This window comes from Pantoea sp. PGP6, from assembly GCF_053474785.1.
Map to the genome: position 1 here is coordinate 737,287 of NZ_JBQBMA010000001.1, position 24,314 is coordinate 761,600.

Annotated in this window: 17 protein-coding genes, 4 pseudogenes and 1 other annotated feature; of the genes and pseudogenes, 10 read left to right on the forward strand and 11 right to left on the reverse strand. The window is 46.9% G+C overall.

Annotated elements, in window-relative coordinates:
* Positions 1-15: 15 nt before the first annotated feature.
* Positions 16-231, reverse strand: a complete 216-nt coding sequence (locus tag ACLIBF_RS03540; RefSeq protein ID WP_223822565.1) for a DeoR family transcriptional regulator — start codon at positions 229-231, stop codon at positions 16-18.
* Between the two features lie 142 nt (positions 232-373).
* Between ACLIBF_RS03540 and ACLIBF_RS03545 the strand changes: the two genes are divergently transcribed.
* The 4 genes from ACLIBF_RS03545 to ACLIBF_RS03560 all read left to right on the forward strand — a co-directional run bounded on the left by ACLIBF_RS03545 (position 374) and on the right by ACLIBF_RS03560 (position 5,630).
* Positions 374-1,396 carry an IS110 family transposase gene (locus ACLIBF_RS03545; RefSeq protein WP_016154415.1) on the forward strand — a complete coding sequence of 341 codons (1,023 nt, stop codon included), beginning with the start codon at positions 374-376 and terminating at the stop codon, positions 1,394-1,396.
* A gap of 567 nt (positions 1,397-1,963) precedes the next feature.
* The gene (locus ACLIBF_RS03550) at positions 1,964-3,187 is read left to right on the forward strand and encodes an ABC-three component system protein (protein ID WP_016154416.1); all 1,224 of its coding nucleotides are present in this window, start codon (positions 1,964-1,966) and stop codon (positions 3,185-3,187) included.
* The gene (locus tag ACLIBF_RS03555; protein WP_016154417.1) at positions 3,184-3,672 is read left to right on the forward strand and encodes a three component ABC system middle component; all 489 of its coding nucleotides are present in this window, start codon (positions 3,184-3,186) and stop codon (positions 3,670-3,672) included. The genes ACLIBF_RS03550 and ACLIBF_RS03555 overlap by 4 nt, the downstream gene beginning before the upstream one ends.
* Positions 3,669-5,630 carry a DUF3732 domain-containing protein gene (locus tag ACLIBF_RS03560; RefSeq protein ID WP_016154418.1) on the forward strand — a complete coding sequence of 654 codons (1,962 nt, stop codon included), beginning with the start codon at positions 3,669-3,671 and terminating at the stop codon, positions 5,628-5,630. Before ACLIBF_RS03555 ends, ACLIBF_RS03560 begins: the two co-directional genes overlap by 4 nt.
* Positions 5,631-5,807: 177 nt before the next feature.
* On the opposite strand, the pseudogene ACLIBF_RS03565 reads toward ACLIBF_RS03560, so the two are convergent.
* Together ACLIBF_RS03565 and ACLIBF_RS03570 are read right to left on the reverse strand one after the other, a co-directional pair.
* A pseudogene (locus ACLIBF_RS03565) lies at positions 5,808-6,035 on the reverse strand (transposase domain-containing protein); the annotation flags it as partial.
* Positions 6,036-6,081: 46 nt separating this feature from the next.
* Positions 6,082-7,322 (reverse strand): IS3 family transposase gene (locus ACLIBF_RS03570; protein WP_162838707.1). Its coding sequence is split into 2 segments (ribosomal slippage): positions 6,082-7,007 and positions 7,007-7,322, totalling 1,242 coding nucleotides; the frame shifts between segments, so codons are not numbered across the junction.
* Positions 6,898-7,014: a sequence feature (AL1L pseudoknot), on the reverse strand. Its footprint overlaps the gene before it by 117 nt.
* 50 nt (positions 7,323-7,372) lie before the next feature.
* Here ACLIBF_RS03570 and ACLIBF_RS03575 point away from each other — a divergent pair.
* The 4 genes and pseudogenes from ACLIBF_RS03575 to ACLIBF_RS03590 form a co-directional block, all read left to right on the forward strand.
* Positions 7,373-7,828 (forward strand): annotated as a pseudogene (locus ACLIBF_RS03575) (IS66 family transposase); the annotation flags it as partial.
* A gap of 267 nt (positions 7,829-8,095) precedes the next feature.
* Positions 8,096-9,639, forward strand: a pseudogene (istA, locus tag ACLIBF_RS03580) (IS21 family transposase).
* A 13-nt stretch (positions 9,640-9,652) separates the two neighbouring features.
* On the forward strand, positions 9,653-10,393 hold the full coding sequence (istB, locus tag ACLIBF_RS03585; protein ID WP_269150626.1) for an IS21-like element helper ATPase IstB: 741 nt from the start codon (positions 9,653-9,655) through the stop codon (positions 10,391-10,393).
* 426 nt (positions 10,394-10,819) lie between these two features.
* Positions 10,820-11,032: a YdgH/BhsA/McbA family protein gene (locus tag ACLIBF_RS03590; RefSeq protein ID WP_016154425.1), complete on the forward strand. Its 213-nt coding sequence runs from the start codon at positions 10,820-10,822 to the stop codon at positions 11,030-11,032.
* A gap of 671 nt (positions 11,033-11,703) precedes the next feature.
* On the opposite strand, the gene ACLIBF_RS03595 is transcribed toward ACLIBF_RS03590, so the two are convergent.
* Complete coding sequence (locus ACLIBF_RS03595; protein ID WP_016154428.1) at positions 11,704-12,060, reverse strand: IS4/Tn5 family transposase DNA-binding protein; 357 nt, start codon at positions 12,058-12,060, stop codon at positions 11,704-11,706.
* Between the two features lie 382 nt (positions 12,061-12,442).
* On the opposite strand from ACLIBF_RS03595, the gene ACLIBF_RS03600 reads away from it, so the two are divergent.
* Both ACLIBF_RS03600 and def read left to right on the forward strand, forming a co-directional pair.
* Positions 12,443-13,810 (forward strand): OprD family outer membrane porin, encoded by a 1,368-nt coding sequence (locus ACLIBF_RS03600; protein ID WP_016154429.1) that lies wholly within the window; start codon positions 12,443-12,445, stop codon positions 13,808-13,810.
* A 176-nt stretch (positions 13,811-13,986) separates the two neighbouring features.
* Positions 13,987-14,439 carry a peptide deformylase gene (gene def, locus ACLIBF_RS03605; RefSeq protein ID WP_016154430.1) on the forward strand — a complete coding sequence of 151 codons (453 nt, stop codon included), beginning with the start codon at positions 13,987-13,989 and terminating at the stop codon, positions 14,437-14,439.
* Here def and ACLIBF_RS03610 read toward each other — a convergent pair.
* From ACLIBF_RS03610 to ACLIBF_RS03640, 7 genes and pseudogenes are all read right to left on the reverse strand, one after another.
* A pseudogene (locus ACLIBF_RS03610) lies at positions 14,428-15,162 on the reverse strand (IS5 family transposase). The gene def and the pseudogene ACLIBF_RS03610 overlap by 12 nt on opposite strands.
* A gap of 322 nt (positions 15,163-15,484) precedes the next feature.
* Positions 15,485-18,925 (reverse strand): molybdopterin-dependent oxidoreductase, encoded by a 3,441-nt coding sequence (locus ACLIBF_RS03615; protein WP_023302365.1) that lies wholly within the window; start codon positions 18,923-18,925, stop codon positions 15,485-15,487.
* 149 nt (positions 18,926-19,074) lie between these two features.
* Entirely contained in the window at positions 19,075-19,509 is a 435-nt protein-coding gene (gene cueR / locus ACLIBF_RS03620; RefSeq protein ID WP_023336667.1) for a Cu(I)-responsive transcriptional regulator, read from the reverse strand.
* A gap of 219 nt (positions 19,510-19,728) precedes the next feature.
* Positions 19,729-20,676, reverse strand: a complete 948-nt coding sequence (gene lpxC, locus ACLIBF_RS03625) for a UDP-3-O-acyl-N-acetylglucosamine deacetylase (protein ID WP_023302364.1) — start codon at positions 20,674-20,676, stop codon at positions 19,729-19,731.
* Positions 20,677-20,988: 312 nt separating this feature from the next.
* Entirely contained in the window at positions 20,989-21,258 is a 270-nt protein-coding gene (locus ACLIBF_RS03630; RefSeq protein ID WP_223175622.1) for a hypothetical protein, read from the reverse strand.
* Entirely contained in the window at positions 21,242-21,646 is a 405-nt protein-coding gene (locus ACLIBF_RS03635) for a helix-turn-helix domain-containing protein (protein ID WP_071532327.1), read from the reverse strand. Before ACLIBF_RS03635 ends, ACLIBF_RS03630 begins: the two co-directional genes overlap by 17 nt.
* Before the next feature lie 92 nt (positions 21,647-21,738).
* Positions 21,739-24,234, reverse strand: coding sequence for a heavy metal translocating P-type ATPase (locus ACLIBF_RS03640; RefSeq protein ID WP_016154432.1), 2,496 nt, complete (start codon positions 24,232-24,234; stop codon positions 21,739-21,741).
* Positions 24,235-24,314 lie beyond the last annotated feature (80 nt).

The window sequence follows — 24,314 nt, forward strand, 5'->3', positions numbered from 1 at the left end:
GGGAACGTAATTCTTTTATTTTTTGTTTGTTCTATAACCTTCTGGCATATTTACCGCGCTGTATGGACTTAAACGTGAAGCGATCCAGTACTGCTTTCCCTGTCGGAGCAAGTTCAGGTAAGCAAGACGTTCGGTCAGATCACGCCGTATTGTTTTTTCGCAAATGCTAAATTCGTCAGCAAGGCTCCTGACGGTCAGTGACTCGCCATTGTTGAGGCGGGTTGACCTGATCCCCGTTGATTAATACACCGCGATGTTTGTAATGTCTTCATCAGCAACGTAAGCGATGAGATGGTCTACCCCCTCCTTCACGGCGACTCTCAATACCGTCATGATGGTGGTAATTCAATCAGCGTTGAAAGGGTGAGAAACCATGTCAAGGCTGAACATTATTGGAATTGATCTTGCGAAAACAAATTTTTATCTTTTCAGCCTTTCACCGGAAGGGAAGCCTGGTGGAAGGATTAAGCTCTCTCGTGAAAAGTTGATTGGCTGGTTTACGACACAGTCCAGGATGATTGTCGCCATGGAGGCATGTGGTGCTTCTCATCACTGGGCCAGAGAAATTCAAAAGACGGGGCATGATGTTGTGATGCTACCCGCTCAGCACGTCAGGGCTTATCAGCGTCGCCAGAAAAACGACTATAACGATGCTCAGGCCATTGCCGAAGCCTGCTGGCACGGAACAATTCGCCCAGTTCCGGTAAAAACGCTATCTCAGCAGGATGAACAAACCTTTTTAAAAATGCGACGACTTGTTTCTGAAGAAAGAACGCAGTTAATCAACCATATCAGAGGGTTAATGGCAGAGTATGGTATTGTTTTGCGTAAAGGCGCAACTGAGCTTCGACGTAAATTACCCGAGTTGCTTGAAGATGCAGAGAATGGATTTACGCCCCAGATGCGTGAACTGTTACAACGGCAATATCAGCGGCTGGCGGCTCTGGATGATGAACTCATATGGTATGACAACCGACAGCGAAAAAATGCCGCCGGGGATTCAGTATGCCAGCGCCTACTTTCTATTCCGGGTTTTGGTCCACTGGTTAGTCTGGCAGTGAAAAGCTGGATGGGTGATGGAAAACAGTTTAAAAGAGGTCGGGATGCTTCAGCGGCTCTTGGGTTGGTTCCACGACAATTCAGCACAGGGGGGCAACAGGTTCTTCTGGGGATCACCAAATGTGGAAACAGCTACGTCAGATCAATGCTGATACATGGTGCCCGAGCTGTTTTGTTCAGATCCGCAGGCAAAACGGATCAACTTAGCTCATGGGTTAACCTGGTCCGGGAGAAACGAGGATTTAACAGGGCAGTCGTCGCCCTGGCAAATAAGTTAATTCGTATTGTCTGGGTTATTATCACTCGTAATGAAGTTTACCGGGTTTCGGTAGCATGAAATAAGAAGTTGAAACAGGGTAATTTATACCGTTAACTCCAGCATTGCGTAGAAAGCAGAAACGATGAAAAACAGGTCAAACCTGCATATCGAAAACCTGGGATCGGGGCTTGGCCAGAATTAATCAAGGCCGTGTAAGCGTTAAGGACGATATGCGCGAATGTTTCATCAAGGCCAGAAGCAGTAGCTTCATCAACAGGCCGAATATACGAAAGCAAACCTGTTACTTTCATTGTCACTGCGTTCTTGCAATACGGGGGAAGACCATATAGGTCCCCCTATTAAGAAGCGTTTTTACAACAAAAACCTTCACATGACCGAACGCCGTTTTCCATTCAGGTTACAAAGTGCCTCATCAGCACGATAAACCTCGGCACGGAAGGCTATTCACTTCACATTTAGCATTCTCAAGTACTTACTTTTTCTATTCACGCAGGAAACACAGTGGTATTGTTTTAAGCTAATATCGATGATGTGATACGTACCACCAAACATTGGATGGTAACTTGTTGCTTTCATGAGCCATTTTCCGTACAGCTGAAAGCGCAATCGACGCAGGGACTTAAAATGACCGGAGTATCTAGCGATCAATACGCTGCTGGTGAACAGGGCTTAGGGTATATCTATCAGCCTCGTTTTGCGCTACTTAAGCTTCTTCAGTGGCCAGAAGATACATCTGTTTTGATCGAAAAAGATGATGACCTAGACTTCGTTAGTTTTGATGGTGTCAAAACACTGGCATCGCTCAAACACAAAGGGGATGGGGATACTCTAACCGACCTGTCTACCGATTTTTGGAAGTCAGTCCGCATCTGGCTTGACCGCTATAATCGTGATGGTAAAACCGAAGCAAATCTTCGTTTCTTTTTGTTTACGACCGGATCTATCTCAAACTCCTCGTTCCTGCAACACTTCTTAGTCGAACCGCCAACAAAAGACGATAATTCAGTATCAATAACTCAACTCACCAACACAGCTCTGGCTAGAAGCAAGTCAAAACTGATCACGGCAATAGCCGATGAGTTCAATAAACTGACTGATGAGCAAAAAGATGACTTCTTATCACGGATAATCATATTTGATGGCGGGCCTCGCATTGAAGACCTCCCAACAATTATCAAAAATCAACACATGCGTATCATTAGACGCGATAACCGAGACGCTATTTTTGAACGACTTGAAGGGTGGTGGAATAACACGATAGTCGATCTGCTAACAGGGAAACGTAAAGAGGCGATTTTTGGTTATGAGATTTCCGACAAACTTGCAGCATTTTCTGAAGAGTACAAATCGGACAATCTGCCGATTACGTTCAGAGGAAAAATTCCCGTTGGAGAAATCGATGCGATGAATGATCCCAGGCTCTTTGTTGTGCAACTCCGTGAAATAGGGGTTTCCTCTAATCGTATCCGAAACGCTATTCTCGACTACTACCGAGCATTTGAGCAGCGTTCTTCATGGGCGCGTGAAAACCTTTTGGTAACAGGAGAGATGGAAGATTATGAAGACCGCCTTGTTGATGAATGGAGTCGCTATAAAGACGTAGTTTTTGAAGAATTAGATGAAAATTCAGCTGACGAAGTACTTATTACTGCGGGAAAAGCATTGTATCAATGGGCCGATCTTGAAAGTGGTAATATTCACTCATTGCGAATCCGAGAACGAGTGACTGAGCCTTATGTAGTTCGAGGAGGATTTCACATCCTTGCGAACAGTAGACCACTACCCAAAATTTTCTGGCATCCCCACTTCCTAAATAGAATTGGGCAATTGTTGGGAGCCCAAGCATGAAGCAATGGGATCAGCGTCCATTCGAGATAAGGAATCTTTTCAATCCTGCATTTTGTGGTGTTGTACTATTCAGAGCAATGCAGAGCTACGAAGAGGAAAACTCACAGGGCATGCCATTTTCTCTCGCTCTTTTAGTTTTACCATTATGTCTGCAAAAAGATTCTCGCCAAGTGTTTGCTGAAAATCCTCGCCGCTACCTTTTGAAAACTATAGAAAACAATCCCAAATTACTCATTAATTTTGCTAACCGCGTCAATAATATGCTGCCATTTACGCTTGAAGCTTTTGGAGTGCTCATGGAACGAGGATGTTTTGTCGTAACGCAAGACGGCCGATTGAAAACAATACCTAATAAAGTTCGCAAATCGGTCATAGGGACTGAAGAATCAATCTCATGCCAGCGTGTCGCGCGCTATATAGGAAAAGAATTTGCCCGTATTGCAGATCGCGTTACGGTGTACACGACCTTTGGAATACGCCCATGAAAATTAAGTCGATTCATGTCTACAGCCATGATGGCCAACGTCGGGACCTGCAATTTAAGGTTAATGGTTTAAATGTCATTACTGGCCGTTCCTCAACCGGTAAATCAGCTCTTTCTGAGATCATTGAATACTGTATGGGTCGATCTACTTTTAACGTACCAGAAGGTATTATTCGCGATAAAGTGTCATGGTTCGCAGTCATTTATCAATTTTCACAGGAACAAGTACTAATCGCGAAACCAACACCAAATGCAGGAGCCACAAGCTGTGGCACCGTTATGCTGCGACGAGGAAATGAACTGACCGCACCAAATTTCAAAGACCTCTCGGTTAACACCGATGATGATTCTGTAGTCGCACTGTTGTCACGATTACTTGGCATCCGCGAGAACCGTACAGACGTGGCAATTGGGCACAGCAGAGAAAGCTTTGAAGCAAACATCAAGCATACTTTTTATTACCTTTTCCAAAAGCAGGGCCTTGTAGCAAATAAAGATCAACTTTTTTATCGACAAAATGAGGCATTTCAGCCACAAGCTATTCGCGACACATTACCGATTCTTTTAGGTATTTCATCAAATGATCGCTATGAACTTGAGGCCAAACTCCGAACAGCACAACGAGATCTGAAAATCAACGCCAAACGTCTTGAACAAGCTCGCGATACAATCGATACATCACTGCTAAAAGGTTCTGGGCTTTTATCTGAAGCCAGAGCCGTGGGTATCATCACACAAGACAAAGAGAGAATCGGAACTGACGAAGTAATTGATGTTTTGCGTTCTGCAATGCAATGGATTCCGTCCCCCCTACCTGAAGACGATGGACATAGAATATCCATTCTTGAAAATGAAATTGCTGGTTTACGACAAGACAGACGTCAGACCCAGTCCCGAATTGATTCTGCTCGGATGTATGCCAAGCAATCAGGTAATTTTGAAAACGAAGTTTTAGAGCAGCAAGACCGATTATCTTCTATCAAGGCTCTACCGAAAAATCCGGAAACTGGTGAATGGCAATGGCCATTCTGTGAAGCAAATTTAGCACTGGAATCTCCAATTGCTAAAGCACTCCTGAGCGAACTAACAACTCTCGACGCTGAAATGAGCATTGTGGCTGGCCAACGCCCTAAAATGGATGTTTATCTTACTGAACTAGAAGATGAGGTTCAGACCATTGTAAGTTCGATAAGAGCCAAAGAAGTGGAGCTTGCTGCGGCAATCGCGGCAAACGAAGTTATTGAGCAATTAGGCACACGCAATAATGCTGCGGCAAGAGTAATTGGTCGTATAAGTTTGTTCCTTGAAGACCTTGTACCTAACTCAGAACTGGCCACATATGAAGCAGAAAATCGTCGTCTAAAGCTCAAAGTCGAAGACCTACAAAGGAAATTTGGAGCTGATAGCAGCCATGAAAGACTCATATCTATTCTGAATAACATTTCGTCACAGATTACACGCTACATCCAGGCTTTTGATGCAGAATTTCAGGGGCTCCCTGCACGGTTTGATCTAAGCCAAATGACTATTATCTTTGATCGTACAGATCGTCCGGTACCAATGAGTCGAACTGGCGGTGGCGAAAATCATCTCGCTTATCACCTGTCTGCCTTGTTAGCCCTTCATCTCTTTGCTTCAAAGAACAATTGCCCCATTCCTCAGTTTCTTTTAATTGATCAGCCTACCCAAGTTTATTTCCCTTCTGAAAAAATTTACCAGGAAGCTGATGGTACTGTTCAGAAAACGGAAGCTGATGCTGACTTAGCAGCAGTACGTAGACTGTTTGCGTTACTGCTGAAGTTTACACAAGAAGAAGTCCCAGGCTTCCAGCTTATCGTGACAGAGCACGCAAATCTTCGCGACCAGTGGTTCCAGGATGCTTTAACCGAGCTTCCCTGGACCAAGCCCCCTGCCCTGGTACCAGAAGACTGGCCTTTACCGTCAGAATTACCAAATTAAGCACGAGTTTTGAAAATCCCCGCATCTTTGGTTCGATTGCGAGTCTTGCACCAAATTCATATCAACGGACCTCCATGGTGGTCCGTTTTTGCATTCTAAGCCCGCCGAAATCAACACTTCTACAATACCTTAACTCCGCCTGACCGTAAGCGCACCGTGAAGGACGTGGGGTAAAAATTAGTTTACAGAGAGGGTGACGTTCCAGGGCAGCAGTTCTTTCACGCGGTTGGCGGGCCAGGTGTTGATGACGCTGATCACATGGCGCAGCCAGGCTTCCGGCTCGATGCCGTTAAGTTTGCAGCTACCGATCAGGCTGTACATCACTGCCGCACTGTCACCACCACCATCAGAGCCGAAGAACATGTAGTTACGGCGCCCCAGCGCAACCACCCGGAGGGCGTTTTCATACTGAACCGCCCCGGTTTTCCTGGAGAGAGTTAAGTTCGGAAGTTCAGGCTGCCAGAACCTTGTTCCCGATGGAAGCGTAATACGCTTTTTCTGCCTCTATCGGAGGGATGTGACCAAGTCGTTCCAGCAACCGACGATTGTTGTACCAGTCCCCCCATGCCAGCGTAGCCAGTTCCACTTCTGAGCGCTTCTTCCAGGCCTGACGGTGGATGACCTCCGCTTTGTACAGACCGTTGATACTCTCCGCCATCGCGTTATCATACGAGTCACCGGTACTCCCCGTGGAAGCCAGCAGCTCTGCATCCTGCAACCGCTGCGTGTAGGCCAGCGAGACATACTGAGAGCCTTTGTCGCTGTGATGGATGGTGCCCGAAGGTCGCCGTGACCACAGTGCCTGTTCCAGCGCATCCAGGACGAACGACGTTTCCATCGATGATGAGACCCGCCAGCCCACGATGACGCCAGCGAACACGTCGATAATGAACGCCACATAGGCGAAGCCCTGCCAGGTGATGACGTAGGTAAAATCTGCACACCAAAGCTGGTTGGGACATTCCGCTACGAACTGGCGGTTTACCCTGTCCTGTGCTGCGGTATCTCTGCGACTGGTTGTGGTGCGGACTTTTTTGCCCTGGAGCACGCCTGCGAGCCCCATCAGTTTCATCAACCGTACCACTGTACATCTGGCCACGCCGATGCCCTCCCGCTGTAACTGACGCCAGACCTTGCGGGCTCCATAGACGCCATAGTTATCGTCGTACACCCGCTGTATCTGCACCTTCAGAAGCGCATCACGCTGCGAGCGCAGGCTGTGTTTTTCCGGCGATTGCTGACGTTGCTGATGCCAGTAATATGTCGACGGGGCAATATCCAGCTCGCGGCATACCGGCCCGACCCCGTGGGCACCACTCAGACGTTCGAGCAGTGGCATTATTTTTTCCAGTGGCGGTCGAGCTCCGCCTGAGCAAAATAGGCTGATGCCTGACGCAGAATATCATTGCTGCGACGCAACTCCCGGTTTTCCCTCTCCAGCTCTTTTAAACGTTGACGTTCGTTACTGGTCAGCTCGCCATCACCAGTCCTGACGGGGCTGATACCACCGCGTAAGTCATTTCTGTGCTGGCGTAGCCAGCCTTTCAGGGTATCGTAATGACAACCAATTTTTGACGATATGGCACGGATAGCATCCGGTTCAGAGTCATATTCATCAAGATGCTCAATGAGCATTCTGACAGCGCGCTCACGTAATTCCGGCGGGTAACGATTAGCTGATTTTGATTTCATCAGGGATCTCCTTTTACTGAGAGTTTAGTCTCCAGGATTCCCGGGGCGGTTCAATCGAAGAAGCAATACGGGGCCTCCCTGCAACTGAGCGGCTGGCAGCCAGGCAGTCCCGAAGTAAGCCGCTGCTGATATCCCTGCATGACTGGTTAGTGGAGAAAAGCGCCACTCTGTCGAAAAAATCCCGTCTGGGCGAAGCGTTCGCTTATGCCCTGAACCAGTGGGATGCGCTGTGCTACTACTGTGATGATGGCCTGGCAGAGCCTGATAACAACACAGCCGAACGAGCCCTTCGTGCCGTCTGTCTTGGGAAAAAGAATTTTATCTTCTTCGGCAGCGACCACGGCGGTGAGCGCGGAGCCCTGCTGTATGGTCTTATCGGAACATGCAGGCTCAATGGTATCGATCCGGAGGCCTACCTTCGCCATATCCTGAGCGTACTGCCGGAATGGCCCAGCAACAAAGTGGCGGAACTGCTGCCATGGAACGTGGTTCTTACCGATAAATAACCGTCAATACGGCGCTCGTTTAACGCTTACACATTCCGGCGGTGATCGCGTTGCGTATTCTGGCGGAACGTGAACGCTATTTCTGGTTTTGCGTGAACGCGTATTCCGGCGGAAAATACCCCGATTTTGCACCATGACCAGAATCACTGTTCATTTTGCCAGAATCGGTGTTCACCCGACCGGAATTGCCGTTCACGTTGCCAGAATCATTCTTAACGCATTGATTTTTGATGCTATATCTATCCCTTTTATTCCAGGGTGTGATATATGCCAAACAAGAGAATCGCAATGCATAAAATCCATGAAATTTTAAGGCTGCGTTTTGAAGTCGGCCTGTCCTTCCGCCAGATAAGCCAGTGCGCAGATGTCAGCACGGGTGCCATCCAGAAAATGCTCAAACGACTTGAAGCCGCTGGGATCTCCTGGCCACTTCCGGAAGGAATGTCAGAGCCCCTACTTGCCAGTCTGCTTTATCCTGAGTCTGACAGTCGTCCTGGCGCGCTGGAGGATCCCGACTGGGCTGAAATCCATATGGAGCTGCGTAAAAAGGCGTCACCCGCCACCTGCTGTGGGAGGAATACTGCCAGAGGATGCCGGTTCGGGCGTACAGCTACTCGCAGTTCTGCTGCCGCTACCAGACCTGGTGCCAGTCACAGAAACGCTCCATGCGCCAGCAGCATCTTGCCGGTGAAAAATGCTTTATCGACTATTGTGGACCCACAGTGTCGGTTATCTCACCTGAGACGGGTGAATGCCGGCAGGCCCAGATCTTCGTGGCGGTGCTGGGCGCATCAAACTACACCTTCGCGGAGGCTACCTATACGCAGTCGCTGTCAGACTGGCTTCTCAGCCACGTCAGGATGCTGGAGTTCTTCGGTGGAGTCCCCGAAATCCTGGTTCCGGATAACCTGAAAAGCGGGGTTAGCAAAGCCAGTCGTTACGATCCCGAACTGAATCCCTCCTATCAGCAGCTGGCTGAGCATTATCAGGTTGCGGTGATACCTGCCCGCCCCAGAAAACCCAGAGACAAGCCGAAGGCGGAAGTTGGCGTTCAGATCGTCGAACGCTGGATCCTGGCCCGGCTCCGTCACCAGGTCTTCTTCTCGCTTGCTGAGCTGAACCACTGTATCCGTACGCTGGTAACCGGGCTCAACGAACGTCCCTTCAAAAAACTGCCGGGCAATCGCCGTGAGGCCTTCGAAAGGCTGGACAAAACTGTGCTCAGGCCATTACCGGTGCAGCAGTGGCGCTACCGGCACATCAAAAAAGCGAAGGTGAATATCGATTATCACGTGGAATATGAACAGCATCACTACTCAGTCCCCCATCAGCACGTCGGTAAAACGGTGGAGCTTCATGCCTTCGACAACCTGCTTGAAGTCTGGTCTGACGGGCAGATGATCGCCAGTCACCCGCGGCGTCTTCATCCGGGCAACAGTACGGCAGCAGAACATATGCCGGAGCGCCATCGTCATCATCAGCAGTGGACGCCAGAGCGGCTGAAAAGCTGGGCGGCCGGTGTGGGCTCCGACACCTTCACGTGGGTCAGCGAGCGTCTGGCTGAAAAAGCGCATCCGGAACAGGCCTATCGCCTGTGTCTGGGGCTGCTGAGCCTGACGCGTGAATATCCTTCTGAGCGCGTCAATAACAGCTGTCGGCTGGCCAATGCAGAGGGGTTAACCCGGCTGAAGCAGATAAAGTCGATCCTGAAGAATAACCGCGACCTGGTTCCGGCGGACAAAGATCTGCACCCGTCCCGGGAGCTTCCTCAGGAACATGAAAACATCCGTGGCCCACGCCACTTCCACTGAAACAAGGGATCCGATAATGCCACATACGCTGATGAAACAGCTGACAGAAATGAAACTGACGGGAATGGCGGCCGCGCTGTCCTCACAGATGGAGCAACCCGGCACTTACGAAGAGCTCTCCTTCAGGGAAAGACTGGCGTTGCTGGTCACGCGCGAATCACTCGAAAGGGATCAGCGTAAACAGAAACGTCTGCTACAAAAAGCCCGCCTGAGGCTTGAAGCCTCGGTCCAGGACATCGACTACCAGCCAGCGAGAAACCTGGAACGTTCTCGGATCGCTCAGCTAAGCCAGAACGAATGGGTGGTCAGGGGGCAGAACCTGCTGATAACCGGCCCCTGCGGTTGCGGCAAAACCTATGTGGGCTGCGCCCTTGGCAACAACGCCTGCCAGCAGGGTTACAGCGTACAGTACTGGAGACTGAACCGGTTGCTGGTTGAACTGACGCACAGCCGCGCAGACGGTAGTTACCGAAAGCAGCTGGCTCAGCTGTCAAAAACGCAGCTGCTTATCCTGGATGACTGGGGCCTTGAGCCGTTGCTGCCAGCGCAGCGTAACGATCTGCTGGAACTGATGGATGACAGATACGGAAAGAACGCCACGGTGATGATAAGCCAGCTGCCAACGGATGAGTGGTATGGCTGCGTTGGCGATAACACGCTGGCAGACGCGATCCTTGATCGTCTGATGCATAACTCCCACCGGCTGGAAATGAAGGGTGAGTCGATGAGAAAACGACTGGCACAGGTTGACTGAAAGTGAACGGTCGGTGTAATAAAAAGAAGTTAGGGCGCGTTAGGGAATAACGCGTTCACGTTCCTCCGGAATAACCGTTCAACTTCGCCAGAATACGCACGCGTACTTAATCAGTAGCCGTAACATCATAAACCCTCACTAATCCTGTAAGTTAACTTGCCCTGCACCGACCTATCTCCCCAGCGCAATCCCGGTTTCGCGGTGTCTGTTACGGCCGTATTTTCTCATTTCTCGTCAGCCACAGTGAGGCTCTTTCAAGAGCTGGGTTGTATGAAAACGACAAAAACACAGCCGACAATAATTTACAAAATAACTTGTTGACCCTGTATTTACTACAGGGTTTTTAATACACATCAACAGGTGAGACGGCGATGACGCCGGTATCACCAGATGACCAGATGACCAGATAACCCAAGGAATATGACCATGAAAAACATCAAACTGCTTGCTGCTGCCGGTATGCTCTCCGTAGTTTCTTTCTCCGGCTTCGCCCAGTCCGTCAGCGTTACTGCTGACACCCTGAACAACGCGGAAGCGAAAATTGCCGCTATCGCCCAGGAATCCGGTGCTTCGTCCTACCGCATCACCAGTGCAGACCAGAAAAACGTTGCCCGCGTGACTGCAGTACTTGATAAGTAATCCGGGACGGTATTACCCTGAACCTGAGCAGTAAACGCGTGAGATGGTCGCAGAGGGAACTGCCGGACTGACTGCCACTATAGTGGGGGTCACCTCCGGTTCCGCCGGCGACCTCACATGCGGACACACCCTCCAGGACAACCCTATCCCTGTTGTCCGTTTTCCTTGATGACTGTTTTAGTCAGGTTACCCCCAGGTAGCCTTTTTTTTTGTCCTTATCCCACCAGAAAAAACAGCGTAAGGGTGTTGACCCTGTATGAACCACAGGGTTTTTAATACACATTAACAGGTGAAACGGCGATATCTGATGAAGAGGAATATACAGATGAAAAAATTTAGCGTGACTGCAGTACTGATTCTGACTGGCATGCTCTCATCCGGAGCTATGGCAACCTCGTTCCTGCCGGAAACTTGCTCGGATATGGACATCTCTGTCCGGACAGACTATGTCAACCATGAAGACGTGAGCCACGTCTTTGACTGTCAGCCAGTGATCTGATGTAAAAAAACGGTCGGATTAATTTTCCTTTTAAGTGCGTTAGTGCCTTTGAATTTTTTTCGGGTCCAGAACTTCACCGCGGTCAGACCCAGCGGGAGCCCTGATGTCGTCACTGCCAGGCTCGAATGCATCAGGATCCCACAATTGACACCTGCATCATTCCCCATCTTGATTAGGTGTGATTGCCTGCAAATCCTACTGCATCAGGGTTATCCCGGTGGTAGCCAAATGTTGTGGTGTCCTGAAGCAGTAGAATCTTCTCACCTTGCAGCGCATATATCCTTTGACTGGTAGCCTCGGAATGTCCCTGCAGCAGGTGCTGCTCATCAATCCTGTCACTGGAAAGGAACCGGTAAGCGGCTTTTGTTGCTGCATTATCCTGGCAGGCAAAAGGGAGGCTGTTGCCCATCCCCCGCCAGAGTTTTTGCATGAGACTTTTAAAACGACTGGCACGGCGGCGATCGCTAAAGACAGAAGAATTAATTTCCTCATCGAGCCATGAAAGCGAAGTCTGTTCCTGATTAATCATTCAACCATCCCTGAAAGTAATTTAGCTGATTATCATAATGATTACCTTAATATAATTGTGGGTAGTTGCAAGTCTCGCTGGACGCTTACAATTAACCCAATTCGCTTGATACATCAGATTGATTCCCTCCCTGAAAACAGTGCCGGTCTAAACGGAAGTCTCCTGTCTTACAACCAGCAGAAACACGGTGCATAGGGCCAATCCATGGTATAAGCAGTCAGTCTGAAAAAAAAAGTCTTGACCCTGTAGCCACTTCATGGTTTTTGATATGAACTGGATTCGTACTTAGTGCAGCGGTAAACAAATACCTCATTATTTTCTGCCATTTTCCCTTCGTGTTACCGCGTATATTGATATCAGGCAAGCTAAAGGAATTACCTGAATGAGAATAGTTACACTCGTAATATCTGCTGTAGCTTTGATGCCGGGAGTTACAGTCCCTAATGCGATAGCCGGTTTTATTGAAGACAGTAAGGCCAATCTCACACTCCGCAATTTCTATATTAATACAGATAATCGCAGTGGGGACGGGTTCAGTAAACAGGAAGAATGGGGACAGGGGTTCATCCTCAATTACGATTCAGGTTATACTGAAGGGCCAGTGGGATTCGGACTGAGCACTCTGGGGCTACTGGGCATCAGACTTGACGGAGGAGGTAAAGCAGGCTCACCGGCGTCAGGTCGGCAACCCGGTACAGTATTTCCGCTAGACAATGATGGCAGAGCGGTTCATCAGTTCGGTAGCCTGGGGGTTACCGGCAGGGCAAAAATATCTGATACGGAACTCCGTTATGGAACGCTTCAGCCCAAAAATCCCGTCGTTATATACAACGATGCCCGCCTTTTGCCCATGACATATCAGGGAGGACAAATATCATCAACAGATATCGACGATCTGAGTCTGACCGGCGGCGTTCTCACACATACAAAAGGACGTAACTCCACAGATATGCGCGGAATGTCCATTGCCGGAGCCAATGGAAGTGGTCCCACTTCACGGAGCAGTAATCGTTTTTATTTCGCCGGTGGTGACTATACTCTTATGAAAGACATGACTCTCTCATACTATTACGGTGAGCTGGATAATTTTTACAGACAAAACTATATCGGACTGGCACATAACCTGAAAATCGTTTCCGGGAACCTGAAATCAGATATTCGTATATTCATCAGCGATGCAGACGGAAAGAACGGAAGTGCTGCAGGACGGAGTGCCGGATATGTAAGTACTGGTTATTACGGAAATAATCGCACAAAGGGAGAAGTGGACAACAATGTTTATAGCGGTCAGTTGACATGGTCTTCTGGAGGTCACAGTGTGAGCAGTGGTTATCAGTGGCTGACGGGGAAAAGTGACTTTCCATATCTGAATCGTGGTGATGGAGAAGGAACAAGCACCTGGTTAATTACTGATGCACAATTGCTAAAATTCAGCAGGGCGGGGGAGCGAACCTGGCTGGCACGGTACGCCTATAATTTTGCTGATGCAGGGCTCAAAGGGCTGAATCTAAGTATCCTCTATCTGAACGCCGATAATATTGATACCGGGAATGGGCGAAAGGGGGAATGGGAACGGGATATTGCCCTGAGTTATACTATCCCCGAGGGAATACTTAACGGACTTGGCATCTCCGTAAAAAATGCCACAATGCGCAGCGCTCTGCCTGACACAAGTAGAAAAGGCTCTGCTGGACAGCGTGACCAGGATGAAACCCGGGTTACAGTCAGTTATACCCTTCCTCTTCTCTGATATAGTGTTTCCGGTCTGTTGTGCTGTTGAGCAGGACAGACCGGAATGACGTTCGCAGGCAGCAGAAGATTTATATCTGGCTGTCAGTCCGGTAGTTATTTCTGTCCCGGTTCTCCACTCAGGTCCGACTTAAAACATATCGTTTTTACTGCCATTTAAATAAAGAGTAGCCTTGCATGTCATTATTATCAGTTTTAAAGTATCCGGATCCCAAATTGAAGATCATTGCAATGCCCGTCGAACATATTTCACCGATAACCCGGCAATTTATTAAGGATATGATTACCACTATGTACGGTACATCCAGTGTAGGTTTAACAGCAACCCAGGTTGGTGTTCACCAAAGGATTGCTGTAATTGATGTCCCTGAATCGCTGGTGCAACCAATAGTATTAATTAATCCGGTAATTGCTGAGAGTAAGGAAGAAAAAAATATCACTGAGGAAAAATGTCTTTCTATACCAGGAACCAGTCGTTTTGTATACCGTGCAGAGAAAATAAATGTCACCGCTCTTGATGCTTTTGGGAATACAATAAATTTTAGTGCAAGTGGTACTCTCTCGATCTGTATACAGCATATGATAGACCATATGAACGGGATTCTATTAACTAAGAGCCTATCTCAATAGGACTTTATTCCAGACGATAAGACCACAGGCAAAATGCAACATAGCCTCGTAATTTTCGGCCTTCTTTTTCCATCGGGTCAGAACCCGGCGAAAGCGATTCATCCAGCTATGAGTCCTCTCAACGCCCCAGAGAGGGGCTTTGAAGTCCCTGTTTTTACTGGCGTCAGACTCCTCTTTACGGGACTGAATATGTGGCTCGTAACGGCGACTCTGCAGATACGTTTTCAGCCATCCAGCTTCGTAACCTTTGTCCAGACAGAGCCTGAGTTTCCCCCCGGATGCCCCGCCTGAAGGGCATCGAGCGTATCCGCAACCAATTTGATGTCGTGCGTGTTCGCTGCTGCGACGACCAGCGACAGAGGAAGCCCCCTGGCGTCCGTCAGCAGGCTGCGCTTTACACCTTGTTTCCCTTTGTCCTTAGGATTGCGACCTGTTTTTTGTTCCTGACAGCGGCGATTTGGTCATACAACCGTCCATCGACAACCAGGACCAGTCAATGCTGTCCAGATGCTCGCAGGCAAGCAAACCGTTCTGCCAGAAGCGCTCAAAAATGCCTGAATCGTGCCACTCCTTAAAGCGCCGGTGTGCAGAACTCGATGAACATATCCCGGTGGCGTTCAGACAACCAGTCCTGAGGAAGAAGAATATGGCATCCATGGCAGCGCGGTTATCAACGCGTTTCCTGTATGTATCGAGTGGATGGCTGGTTTTGTGCTCAGGGATACCCGGTCATTTTTTTAGGCTCGATGCAGAAAAACAATGAAGTTTCAATTTTATCATTGCAAGCCTTTCATTCACTAAAACTCCTCGGCCAATCCGAAACTGGTGACTGTAGTAATTTCTTACAGGCTAAGACTTGCAGTAACTTGAAGGTAAGGGGGAGGATGATAAAAATTCATGAAGATCGCACTGAAATAATTCATTAAATCGGTTATTGAGTTGGATTGGCGCAAAATAATTAAAAATGTCTTTAAAACATAGCGTTATCCATTGAATAACATCAGACCACTAAAATGGCCTGATGTAAAGGATGCTAATACCTATCTCAGGCATCAATAGTGATATCACCGGCAGGAATGCACTGGCATGTCAAACATGCACCCTCATCAGAGGGTTCCACACCATTCAGATGCTGCACGTTCCCGGCAATCACCTTAGTTGAACAGCTTTCACATTGTCCAACACGACAACCACTAGGCATTTTAATCCCAAGTTTTTCTCCAAAATTCAGCAGAGTACCTTTATCCGTGGTCCAGATCTCTTCTCTTCCTGATTTTGCAAAAATTACTTTATGACGTAATGAGGGATCATTATTTATTTTTGTCGGAGAACGAAATATCTCGTAGAAAATAGCAAATGCAGGTACACCTCTCTCCTGAAGCCCTCGGGATATCGCATCCATCATAGGCTGCGGACCACACATGTAATAACGAGCATTATTCTCAATAAGATATGCCTCGACATCTCCCGCACCAACATAACCAGCTCTATCATAATCCAATCCTGGAATATCACAGTCGAGGGGCTGGTTGTAGATATTAATTACTTTAAGCCTGTCAATAGACGCATTTAGCTCCGCAATTCTTTTCTTAAACGCATGTAGCCTACTATTTTGATTAGCATAGAAAAGCCAGATTTCCGGACCTTCCGCTTGGGGGTTAATAGACTCCAGATAGGAAATGAATGGAGTAATTCCAATACCGCCAGCAAATATTACGACAGGCTGGACGGCATTGAGCGGGACAATGAAATTCCCCCCAGGAGGCGTAAGTTCAACATCCTTGCCTATCTGCAAATGCGTGTTTATGTAGGATGACATTATTCCTTCTACATATTCACCTTTCTCATCAGTCGCTTTCTGATGACGGACAGAAATGGAATAGGTTTTACGGTCATGAACAAACGCAGGGCCTGTCAGCGAATACGCCCGGGTAACGATCTCTTCAGAATCGCTCATCGGACAACAGCTAACAGTGATATGCTGGCCCGGTTCATAATCAGGTAAGTAGCCTTCACTATTCGATTGGAAGGTAACTGTCGTAACATTATCTGCTTCTTTTTTCAGTTCAATGACTTTGAATGTTTTACGACCTTCCCAGGGGCGTCTTATCAGCTCAAAATCATTCAAGCGGCGAATGCGGCAGCGGAATGAACGCAAAGGTAAAGCACCGCTGACTGGATCATAGCTATCACCGCTGATTAAGCTATTGTAATTGCTACTGTACTCACCTTTAACCGGGTATGAAGGTTTGCCAAAATCAGGACAAGCCTGCCACCACCCAAACTCAGCAATTACAGTTTCATGAGAGAGTTTGGCTTCCACTTTTGCTCTAAATCGAGCAAGACCTGCTCTCGTTTCAATTTCTACCCAATCCCCCGTCTTGATACCTTCTTCGTCAGCCAGAGCTGCCGAAATGTCTACCGTTGGATAAGGTGCTTTTTTTCGTAGGCTAGTCAGGCTTCGATGTTGGCTATGACAGAAGAATCCGCTTTTAACGGATGTCAGCATTAGTGGATAATCAGGATCGTTGCGCTGGTATTCTTGCGGCTGTACATACTCAGGTAAAGGATTGTAACCATAGCGATGAAGGATCTCAGAGTAAAACTCTGCACGTTTTGTTTCTGTATTGAAACCTGCCAGATATCCACTATTTGGGTCTCTGAAAGCATATTTTCTGACTTTATGCTCAAGCGGGATATCGTAACCTTCTGGCTTATTTCTGAGCATCTCAACAGTCAAACCTAATGGTTCTAGTTGATAATTCCAGGCTGCCTCAATATTGCCGTCGAAGAACGCTTCATTCATTCCTAACCGGCATGCAAGATCGAAAACAATCTCAAGGTCGGAACGGCTTTCACCGCGCGGAGAGACCATTTTTTTTCTCAACTGAATGTGGTCCTGAGCAGCAGCACTACTTTCAAACCCGGTTCTTAGGCCTTCGCGCTCCCAGGCAGTGTTTACTGGCAGAAGGATATCAGCATACTTTGATGTAGGCGTTTCAAACAAATCTACATGGGCATAAAACTCAAGTGCCTCAAGCGCCTGTTGTCCGAGAGAAGTATCACTTTGTGAAAGTAATATGTTGGCACCAAAGCCAATTAACCCGCGAATTTTATAGGGTGTACCTTCTAATACTGAATGCCAGATATCCTGAGAATGAACCCAACCTTGTGAAGGCGGCCCGATAGGCCTTTCTTCAAGACCTAATGCTTTATCCCATTGTGATTTTGGCATCAGTGTCGGTGAATTAACCACATTCACCGGGTGGCTGGCATAGATTCGATTACATCCTTCCTGATCGAAACAACCGGTTAAAGCATACAGTGTCGCAATCGCACGTTCTGTTTGGGTGGCATTAGTGTGTTGTGCCACTCCAGACCAACTGTGGTAGGCGATTTTCTTGGCCCCGGCAATCAAACTCGCAGCGGCTTCAATTGATGCAACAGATACCCCGGTGATACGGCTTACGTTTTCTGGGTCATAATTAGCCAACATATCTTTAAAAGATGAAAACGCCGTTTGGCAGGAAATTTTTGCACCATCAGCTATTGCAACTTCAACATTACCCTCAAGTGCAGCTGTAGGCGTCAGCGTTTCTTCAGTTCGAGTCTCGGAATCGATAAATGTGACTTGCTGGTTGTGTTCGTCCCAAACTGTATAGCGATTACTGATGGCAAGTGGGTTAATATCTTTTTCCCGAAGAAAATAACCATTATCATTTCGAACCAACAAAGGACCATTAGTCCAGTTTCGAACAAACTCATGATTAAACAGGTTTCTTTCTACCAGGAGATGGCTTAACCCCAAAGCTAATGCACCGTCAGTTCCAGGATTGACATCAAGCCAGGCATTTGCTTCTTTCGCTAAAGGTGTCGGGCGAGGATCCACGACGATCAGTTTTGCACCGTTATTTCGACCAGTACCAATCGCACTAGCCTGGGCAAGCCAAGTATTCGCGGGGTTATGCCCCCAAAGAAGGATAAGATCGGCATGGGAATAGTCAGCAACAGGGATGCCGCAGCCAAAGGTCCATCGATGTGCAACGTCTTTATGCCAGTTACATATTTCAGTTCCATAGCTGGTGTTTGGGCTGCCATAGATACGAACAAATCGCTCTAACCATTCAATTGCATCGCTGAGGGGGGTACCGCTTGGGCTCGTAAAACCGAAAGCGACAGATTCAGCTCCGTTCTCTCGTTTAAATTTTTCCAGTTGTCCGGCTATCGTTGACATAGCCTCTTCCCAACTTATACGTTTCCAGCCCGGGTTCTCGGCACCTTTAGGATGGGTTCTCTTCATCGGGTACAGAATTCTATTTGCGCTGTCCACCAGCTCAGGTGCCGCTTTGCCCTTCATACACATGGCCTTACCATTAGGATGTTCAGGGTTGGCCCGTACCTTGATCAGGTGGTCATTTGCTACTTCATTCAACGTCCCGCAACGCGAACGGCAAAGTGTGCAATATCCGGGAATAATATCTGACATTGTAAACCTCACTACTAAAAACAGTTAATATATTTTAAAAACCACATTGCTTTCTTTTCACCCAAGAATTACTAACCCAATTAATGTTAATATCATCTTGTTTTGTGGGCGTAATTTCAGTTGAAATTACTGTCATATATGGGTAGCGGCTAAGTAATTTCAGGGCCAGAATCTGATTCCTGCAAACCGTTAACATCTGCAAGATACAGTGCACGCAAAATAGGGCATTCAGGCTTATCATCCCCTGCACAGCAATCAGAAAGCGTTGTAAGTATTGATGCCATACGCTGAAATTCTTGAATTTTTACAGTCAACTCGCGGATGTGTGACTCGACTAATTTTTTCACATCAGCGCTTTGGCGCGAATGGTTACCCCAAAGACAGAGAAGTTCTCCTGTTTGCGCCAGAGAGAAACCTAACTCCCGACATCGACGTATAAAATGCAATTTGTACACATCAATATCGCTGTACATCCGATACCCGGCTGCAGTTCTTGCAACTTCCGGTATTAATCCCGCCTCTTCGTAATAGCGGATCATTTTGGCGGAAACTCCGGATAACCGGGCAGCATCACCAATGTTCATCCTTACCTCCCAAAATGTATTCTGTTAATATCAGATCCAGTTTCAAATGACGTCGTTTCTGACACTCTTACCTTGCATACGTAGTGATACGGTTACCGTTTGGCTCATCAAGACTTAGTCGATATCCAGCCTAGACCTTCCCGTGGTGGTAAGGTCAAGAAAAAAATCATCAAGATAAGCTGTGTAAAAAACCAGATGTGACGAACATACTCATATCCCTTATGACCACATACTTAATGACTCAAAACACTCTTCTTTGGGTTTAGAAAGGATGGTTTCTCTAGTGGCATCATTTTTATATTCACCAACACTCACTAATTCCCATGATTCGACATCATTCAACAGTGCAAGCATCAACTTATTATTTAATGCATGCCCTGACTTATAAGCATGGTAGGCGCCAATAATATTATGGCCTGATACAAAGAGGTCTCCAATCGCATCCAGTGTTTTATGTCGCACAAGTTCGTTATTAAATCGCAGACCTTCCGGATTCAGAACGCTATATTCATCAAGCCCTATCGCATTGTTCAAACTTGCCCCTAACCCAAGACCTTTTTGTTGTAGAAGTTCTACATCACGAACAAATCCGAAAGTTCTGGCATCAGCAATCTCGCTAATATAGTTTTCTTTCGACACTTCAATATTTAATCTATTAGTCTCAGCAGAAATCAAGGGATGCTTAAAATCAATCATAAAATCGATCGAGAACTTTGAGTCTGGATGCAAAAGAGCCCATTTGTCGCCATCTTTTACGGAAACCGTTTTTTTTATCAGAAGATATTTTTTTAGCGCACACTGCTCTATCAAACCAGCGTGCATTATTGAGTCTATGAATCCTCTGGCACTCCCATCGAGAATGGGAAGTTCTGGAGCATCGAGCTCCACCAAGAGGTTATCAAGCCCCATGCTAGACACCGCAGAAAGGAAATGCTCGATTGTTGAAACTCGAACTCCCTGAGGGTTGATAATGCTTGTTGCCAGCATAGTGTCATGAATCTGATCGGCACGGAGCTGAATATCAACAACAGGAGTTACATCTGTTCTACGGAACCGTATGCCACTATCGGCACCAGCAGGCATGATTTTCATGTTAACGGTTTTACCGCTATGCAAGCCAATACCGTTTAATTCAACAATATTCTTGATAGTTTTTTGCTTGATCATGGAGACCTCTGTTTGCTCTAGCGACTAGGCAGAACGTCCGCAACAAGGTTCCATTGATGATTCCCCCTATTGCTCTGTTCATCGTCCTCGCTACTCTCGACTTGGTTCCATTAAAAACCATGAAGTTGATATAGGGTCAAGATTTTATACGATATACACATCAAGCATCTTGCATGAGTCGCACTGACTGACCCGGGTTAGTTACCATCATATTCTTTATGGTTGAGACCATACGGAAATCAGTGAATTAAAAATATTTATTCATCCAAAACACAAATGGTTTTAAGAAAGCCTAATGCCCTTCTTGTAAAATTATTCAAGATAGTCAAGTATGTTTTTTATATTGTCAATTAAGGCGACATGCAGGTCAGGGTCATCACATTCATCTGAATGGCAATAGGAAATATGTTGAAGTATAATTCTTTTTTTGAATTCACTAACTGTACACTCCAACTCATACACCGACCGTACGATATCAATACAAGGTTCATCATCGATTAAAAAATCCTGCATTTTATTATACTTATCAGTCAGATCTTCTATCATAGAAATTAATACGGGGTCATTAACTAACATTGGCATATCTCTCCTCATAATCTGAAAGTAAAGATGGACACAGCGCTGATAAATTCCAATTCCCTTGCTTGCGGTACCGACCGGGAGGAAGATGAAACTTGTTTTTAAAAGCTCTCGTGAAAGTTTGTTGCGAATTAAAACCATACTGAAGTGCAATGTCTAGGACTGTTCTGGAAGTCAATTTCAGATCAATCGCAGCACATGATAATCGACGAGCACGAACATATTCACCCAGCGCAACACCGGTCGTCTGTTTAAACAAACGTTGAAAATGCCATCGTGAATACCCAGACTTCTCAGCAATAAATTCTACTGGCAAGGTTGTATTCAATGAACTTTCAACCCACTGCAAAATATCTTTGACAACACTTTCAGAATATTTCCTGGTGTCCATTCTCTCCCCCCAAACCATATTCTATGAATATATTCAAACCAGAATACGGTCTCTGAGTCTGTCATCCATGAAGAACTCAGGGACCCAACTCTTTATTTTCGTAATAACCTCAGGCCATTTGCCACAACCAGAAGACTGGCACCAACATCAGCAAATACAGCCATCCACATAGTTCCCATTCCCATGAGCGTGAGTACAAGGAATACGGCTTTAATACCTAGAGCGAGGCTGATATTTTGCACGAGTAAGCTGTACGTTTGTCGGGATAATTTTACAAAGGCTGGGATTTTACGCAGGTCATCATCCATTAAGGCTACATCTGCAGTTTCAATCGCCGTATCAGTACCCATTGCGCCCATAGCAAAACCGATATCAGCTGCAGCCAGAGCCGGTGCATCATTGATACCATCACCAACCATCCCAGTGATTCCAATCCGTGAATGCTCTTCAACTGCACGATGTTTATCTTCTGGCAATTGATTCCCTCGAGCCTCATCGATTCCAACCTGAGATGCGATTGCTTTAGCTGTATGTGGGTTATCACCAGTCAGCATAATAGTTTTAACGCCAAGTTCATGAAGTTGTTCAATCGCTTCACGGCTGCTGTTTTTAACAGTATCAGCAACAGCGAACAACCCAAGCACTTGCTTACCATCATTGAGTAAAATAACTGTTTTACCCTGGCTTTCCAGCCTTTGTACTGTTGCTTTAATCTCTGATGGACAATTAAAGTGTTCTTCAGTCAAACGCAGGTTACCAAGGTAAAAATCCTTACCTGTAATCGCGCCATGCACACCTCGCCCAACAATCGCTTCAAAGCTGTCAACATCCTGCTTTTTCAAATCAGCAGAAGCATTCACAATTGCCAGTGAAACAGGGTGATCAGAGTAACTAGCGAGACTAGCTGCAGTAGTACGAACTTCACGCTCGCTCCACCCATTGAATACCATTACGTCGGTTTGTACTGGTTTCCCATAGGTAATAGTTCCTGTTTTATCCAGCGCAAGGGCTTTTAGCTTACGTCCCTGCTCAAGATAAACACCGCCTTTAATGAGAATCCCTTTGCGAGCAGCTGCAGTAAGTCCACTAACAATCGTTACTGGCGTAGAAATAACCAGGGCACATGGACACGCAATGACAAGCATAACTAAAGCTTTATAGATCCACTCCTGCCATGTTCCTGCCCCAAACAATGGTGGCAATACAGCAACCGCAACAGCAATACCCATAACGACGGGGGTATAAATCTGGGAAAAGCGGTCAACAAAACGTTGTGTAGCTGCTTTGGCGCCTTGCGCCTGCTCAACGGCATGAATGATGCGAGCAAGGGTTGTATTATTTGCAGCTGCAGTGACTTTATATTCAAAAGAGCCTGACTGATTTATTGTTCCAGCAAATACAGCATCGCCCGCAATTTTATCGACAGGCATACTTTCACCTGTAATTGGAGCTTGGTTAATGGTGGTTTGGCCTTTGACGATTTCTCCGTCGAGACCAATTCGTTCACCTGGTTTTACCCTGACAATACTGCCCGGTTGTACGCTACTGGCGTCAACTTCCTGCCATGTTCCATCAGCTTGTTGGACCATTGCAGTTTCAGGAGTCAGGTTCATCAGGGAACCTATTGCATTTCTGGCTCTATCAAGTGATTTGGCTTCTATCAGCTCGGCAATGGTGAATAACACCATAACCATCGCCGCTTCTGGCCACTGCCCAAGGACCAAAGCCCCAGTAACGGCAATACTCATTAGTGCATTGATATTCAAGTTGCCATTGCGAATCGAAATCCAACCTTTTTTGTAGGTTGTCAGACCACAAGAAAGCACTGCTATCAAAGCCAACCCAGCTTCTAGCCAGTCAGGCATATCAGCCCAGTGCATCACTTCGGCTGCAAGAGCAGCTACGCCAGCAAGAGCTAATGGCCACCAGGGCTTTTTTTTCTCCTGGGTATTTTTCTTGCCGCTAGTATTATCAGAGACTTCTGGCGCGAATCCCAACGAGCGAATTGCAGCCATGATAGCTTCAAGCGAATCCGGTGTATGGGTTACAGTCAAAACACGCTGCATCAGGTTGAAATCAAGCTCTTTAACAGCGCTCATTCCACCCAGTTTCTTTTTGATAAGATTTTCTTCAACAGGACAATCCATCTGCATAATGCGAATTTCTGTCCGTAATCCACCAGCCACAACCTGCGAGCCCCCTAGGCTACTCAATTGTTCTGGAGCAGCGGAGCAACAATCCCCCTCATGGCCGTGATCGTGGCCTTCATGAGAATGCTCTTGCGCGGCATGAGCATGGTTACATCCCTTATGATTATGCTCATCATGCGAATGCCCTTCGCCGCCATGGCTATGGGCATCATGATTATGGCCTTCATGGTTATGGCCTTCATGGTTATGACCTTCATGGGAATGATCATCACTGCATTTCTTGTGATTATGAGCCTGCTGATCATGTGCATGATCATTTGCTTTATGTGATTCACCAGTATTCTTAACCCGGAGTCCTGTCCCTAAATTGAACGTTTCACAGCAACTAGCCGCTTCGTCTCCTGCAGGGTTTTTGCTATTTTTTACACCACCACTCATTTTCATTGCCTCATCTGTTAACTATACTGACGATTAAAGACCCTAATCTAACTAGAGGGTCAAGCGCATAAGGGGGGAGG

Bases quoted from the DNA above. Each gene is read 5' to 3' on its own strand.
- ACLIBF_RS03635 (WP_071532327.1), bottom strand. From the start codon at position 21,646: ATGGACACCAGGAAATATTCTGAAAGTGTTGTCAAAGATATTTTGCAG.
- ACLIBF_RS03550 (WP_016154416.1), top strand. From the start codon at position 1,964: ATGACCGGAGTATCTAGCGATCAATACGCTGCTGGTGAACAGGGCTTA.
- cueR (WP_023336667.1), bottom strand. From the start codon at position 19,509: ATGAACATTGGTGATGCTGCCCGGTTATCCGGAGTTTCCGCCAAAATG.
- ACLIBF_RS03545 (WP_016154415.1), top strand. From the start codon at position 374: ATGTCAAGGCTGAACATTATTGGAATTGATCTTGCGAAAACAAATTTT.
- ACLIBF_RS03630 (WP_223175622.1), bottom strand. From the start codon at position 21,258: ATGCCAATGTTAGTTAATGACCCCGTATTAATTTCTATGATAGAAGAT.
- ACLIBF_RS03590 (WP_016154425.1), top strand. From the start codon at position 10,820: ATGAAAAACATCAAACTGCTTGCTGCTGCCGGTATGCTCTCCGTAGTT.
- ACLIBF_RS03615 (WP_023302365.1), bottom strand. From the start codon at position 18,925: ATGTCAGATATTATTCCCGGATATTGCACACTTTGCCGTTCGCGTTGC.
- lpxC (WP_023302364.1), bottom strand. From the start codon at position 20,676: ATGATCAAGCAAAAAACTATCAAGAATATTGTTGAATTAAACGGTATT.
- ACLIBF_RS03560 (WP_016154418.1), top strand. From the start codon at position 3,669: ATGAAAATTAAGTCGATTCATGTCTACAGCCATGATGGCCAACGTCGG.
- ACLIBF_RS03640 (WP_016154432.1), bottom strand. From the start codon at position 24,234: ATGAGTGGTGGTGTAAAAAATAGCAAAAACCCTGCAGGAGACGAAGCG.
- ACLIBF_RS03595 (WP_016154428.1), bottom strand. From the start codon at position 12,060: ATGATTAATCAGGAACAGACTTCGCTTTCATGGCTCGATGAGGAAATT.
- ACLIBF_RS03600 (WP_016154429.1), top strand. From the start codon at position 12,443: ATGAGAATAGTTACACTCGTAATATCTGCTGTAGCTTTGATGCCGGGA.
- def (WP_016154430.1), top strand. From the start codon at position 13,987: ATGTCATTATTATCAGTTTTAAAGTATCCGGATCCCAAATTGAAGATC.
- ACLIBF_RS03555 (WP_016154417.1), top strand. From the start codon at position 3,184: ATGAAGCAATGGGATCAGCGTCCATTCGAGATAAGGAATCTTTTCAAT.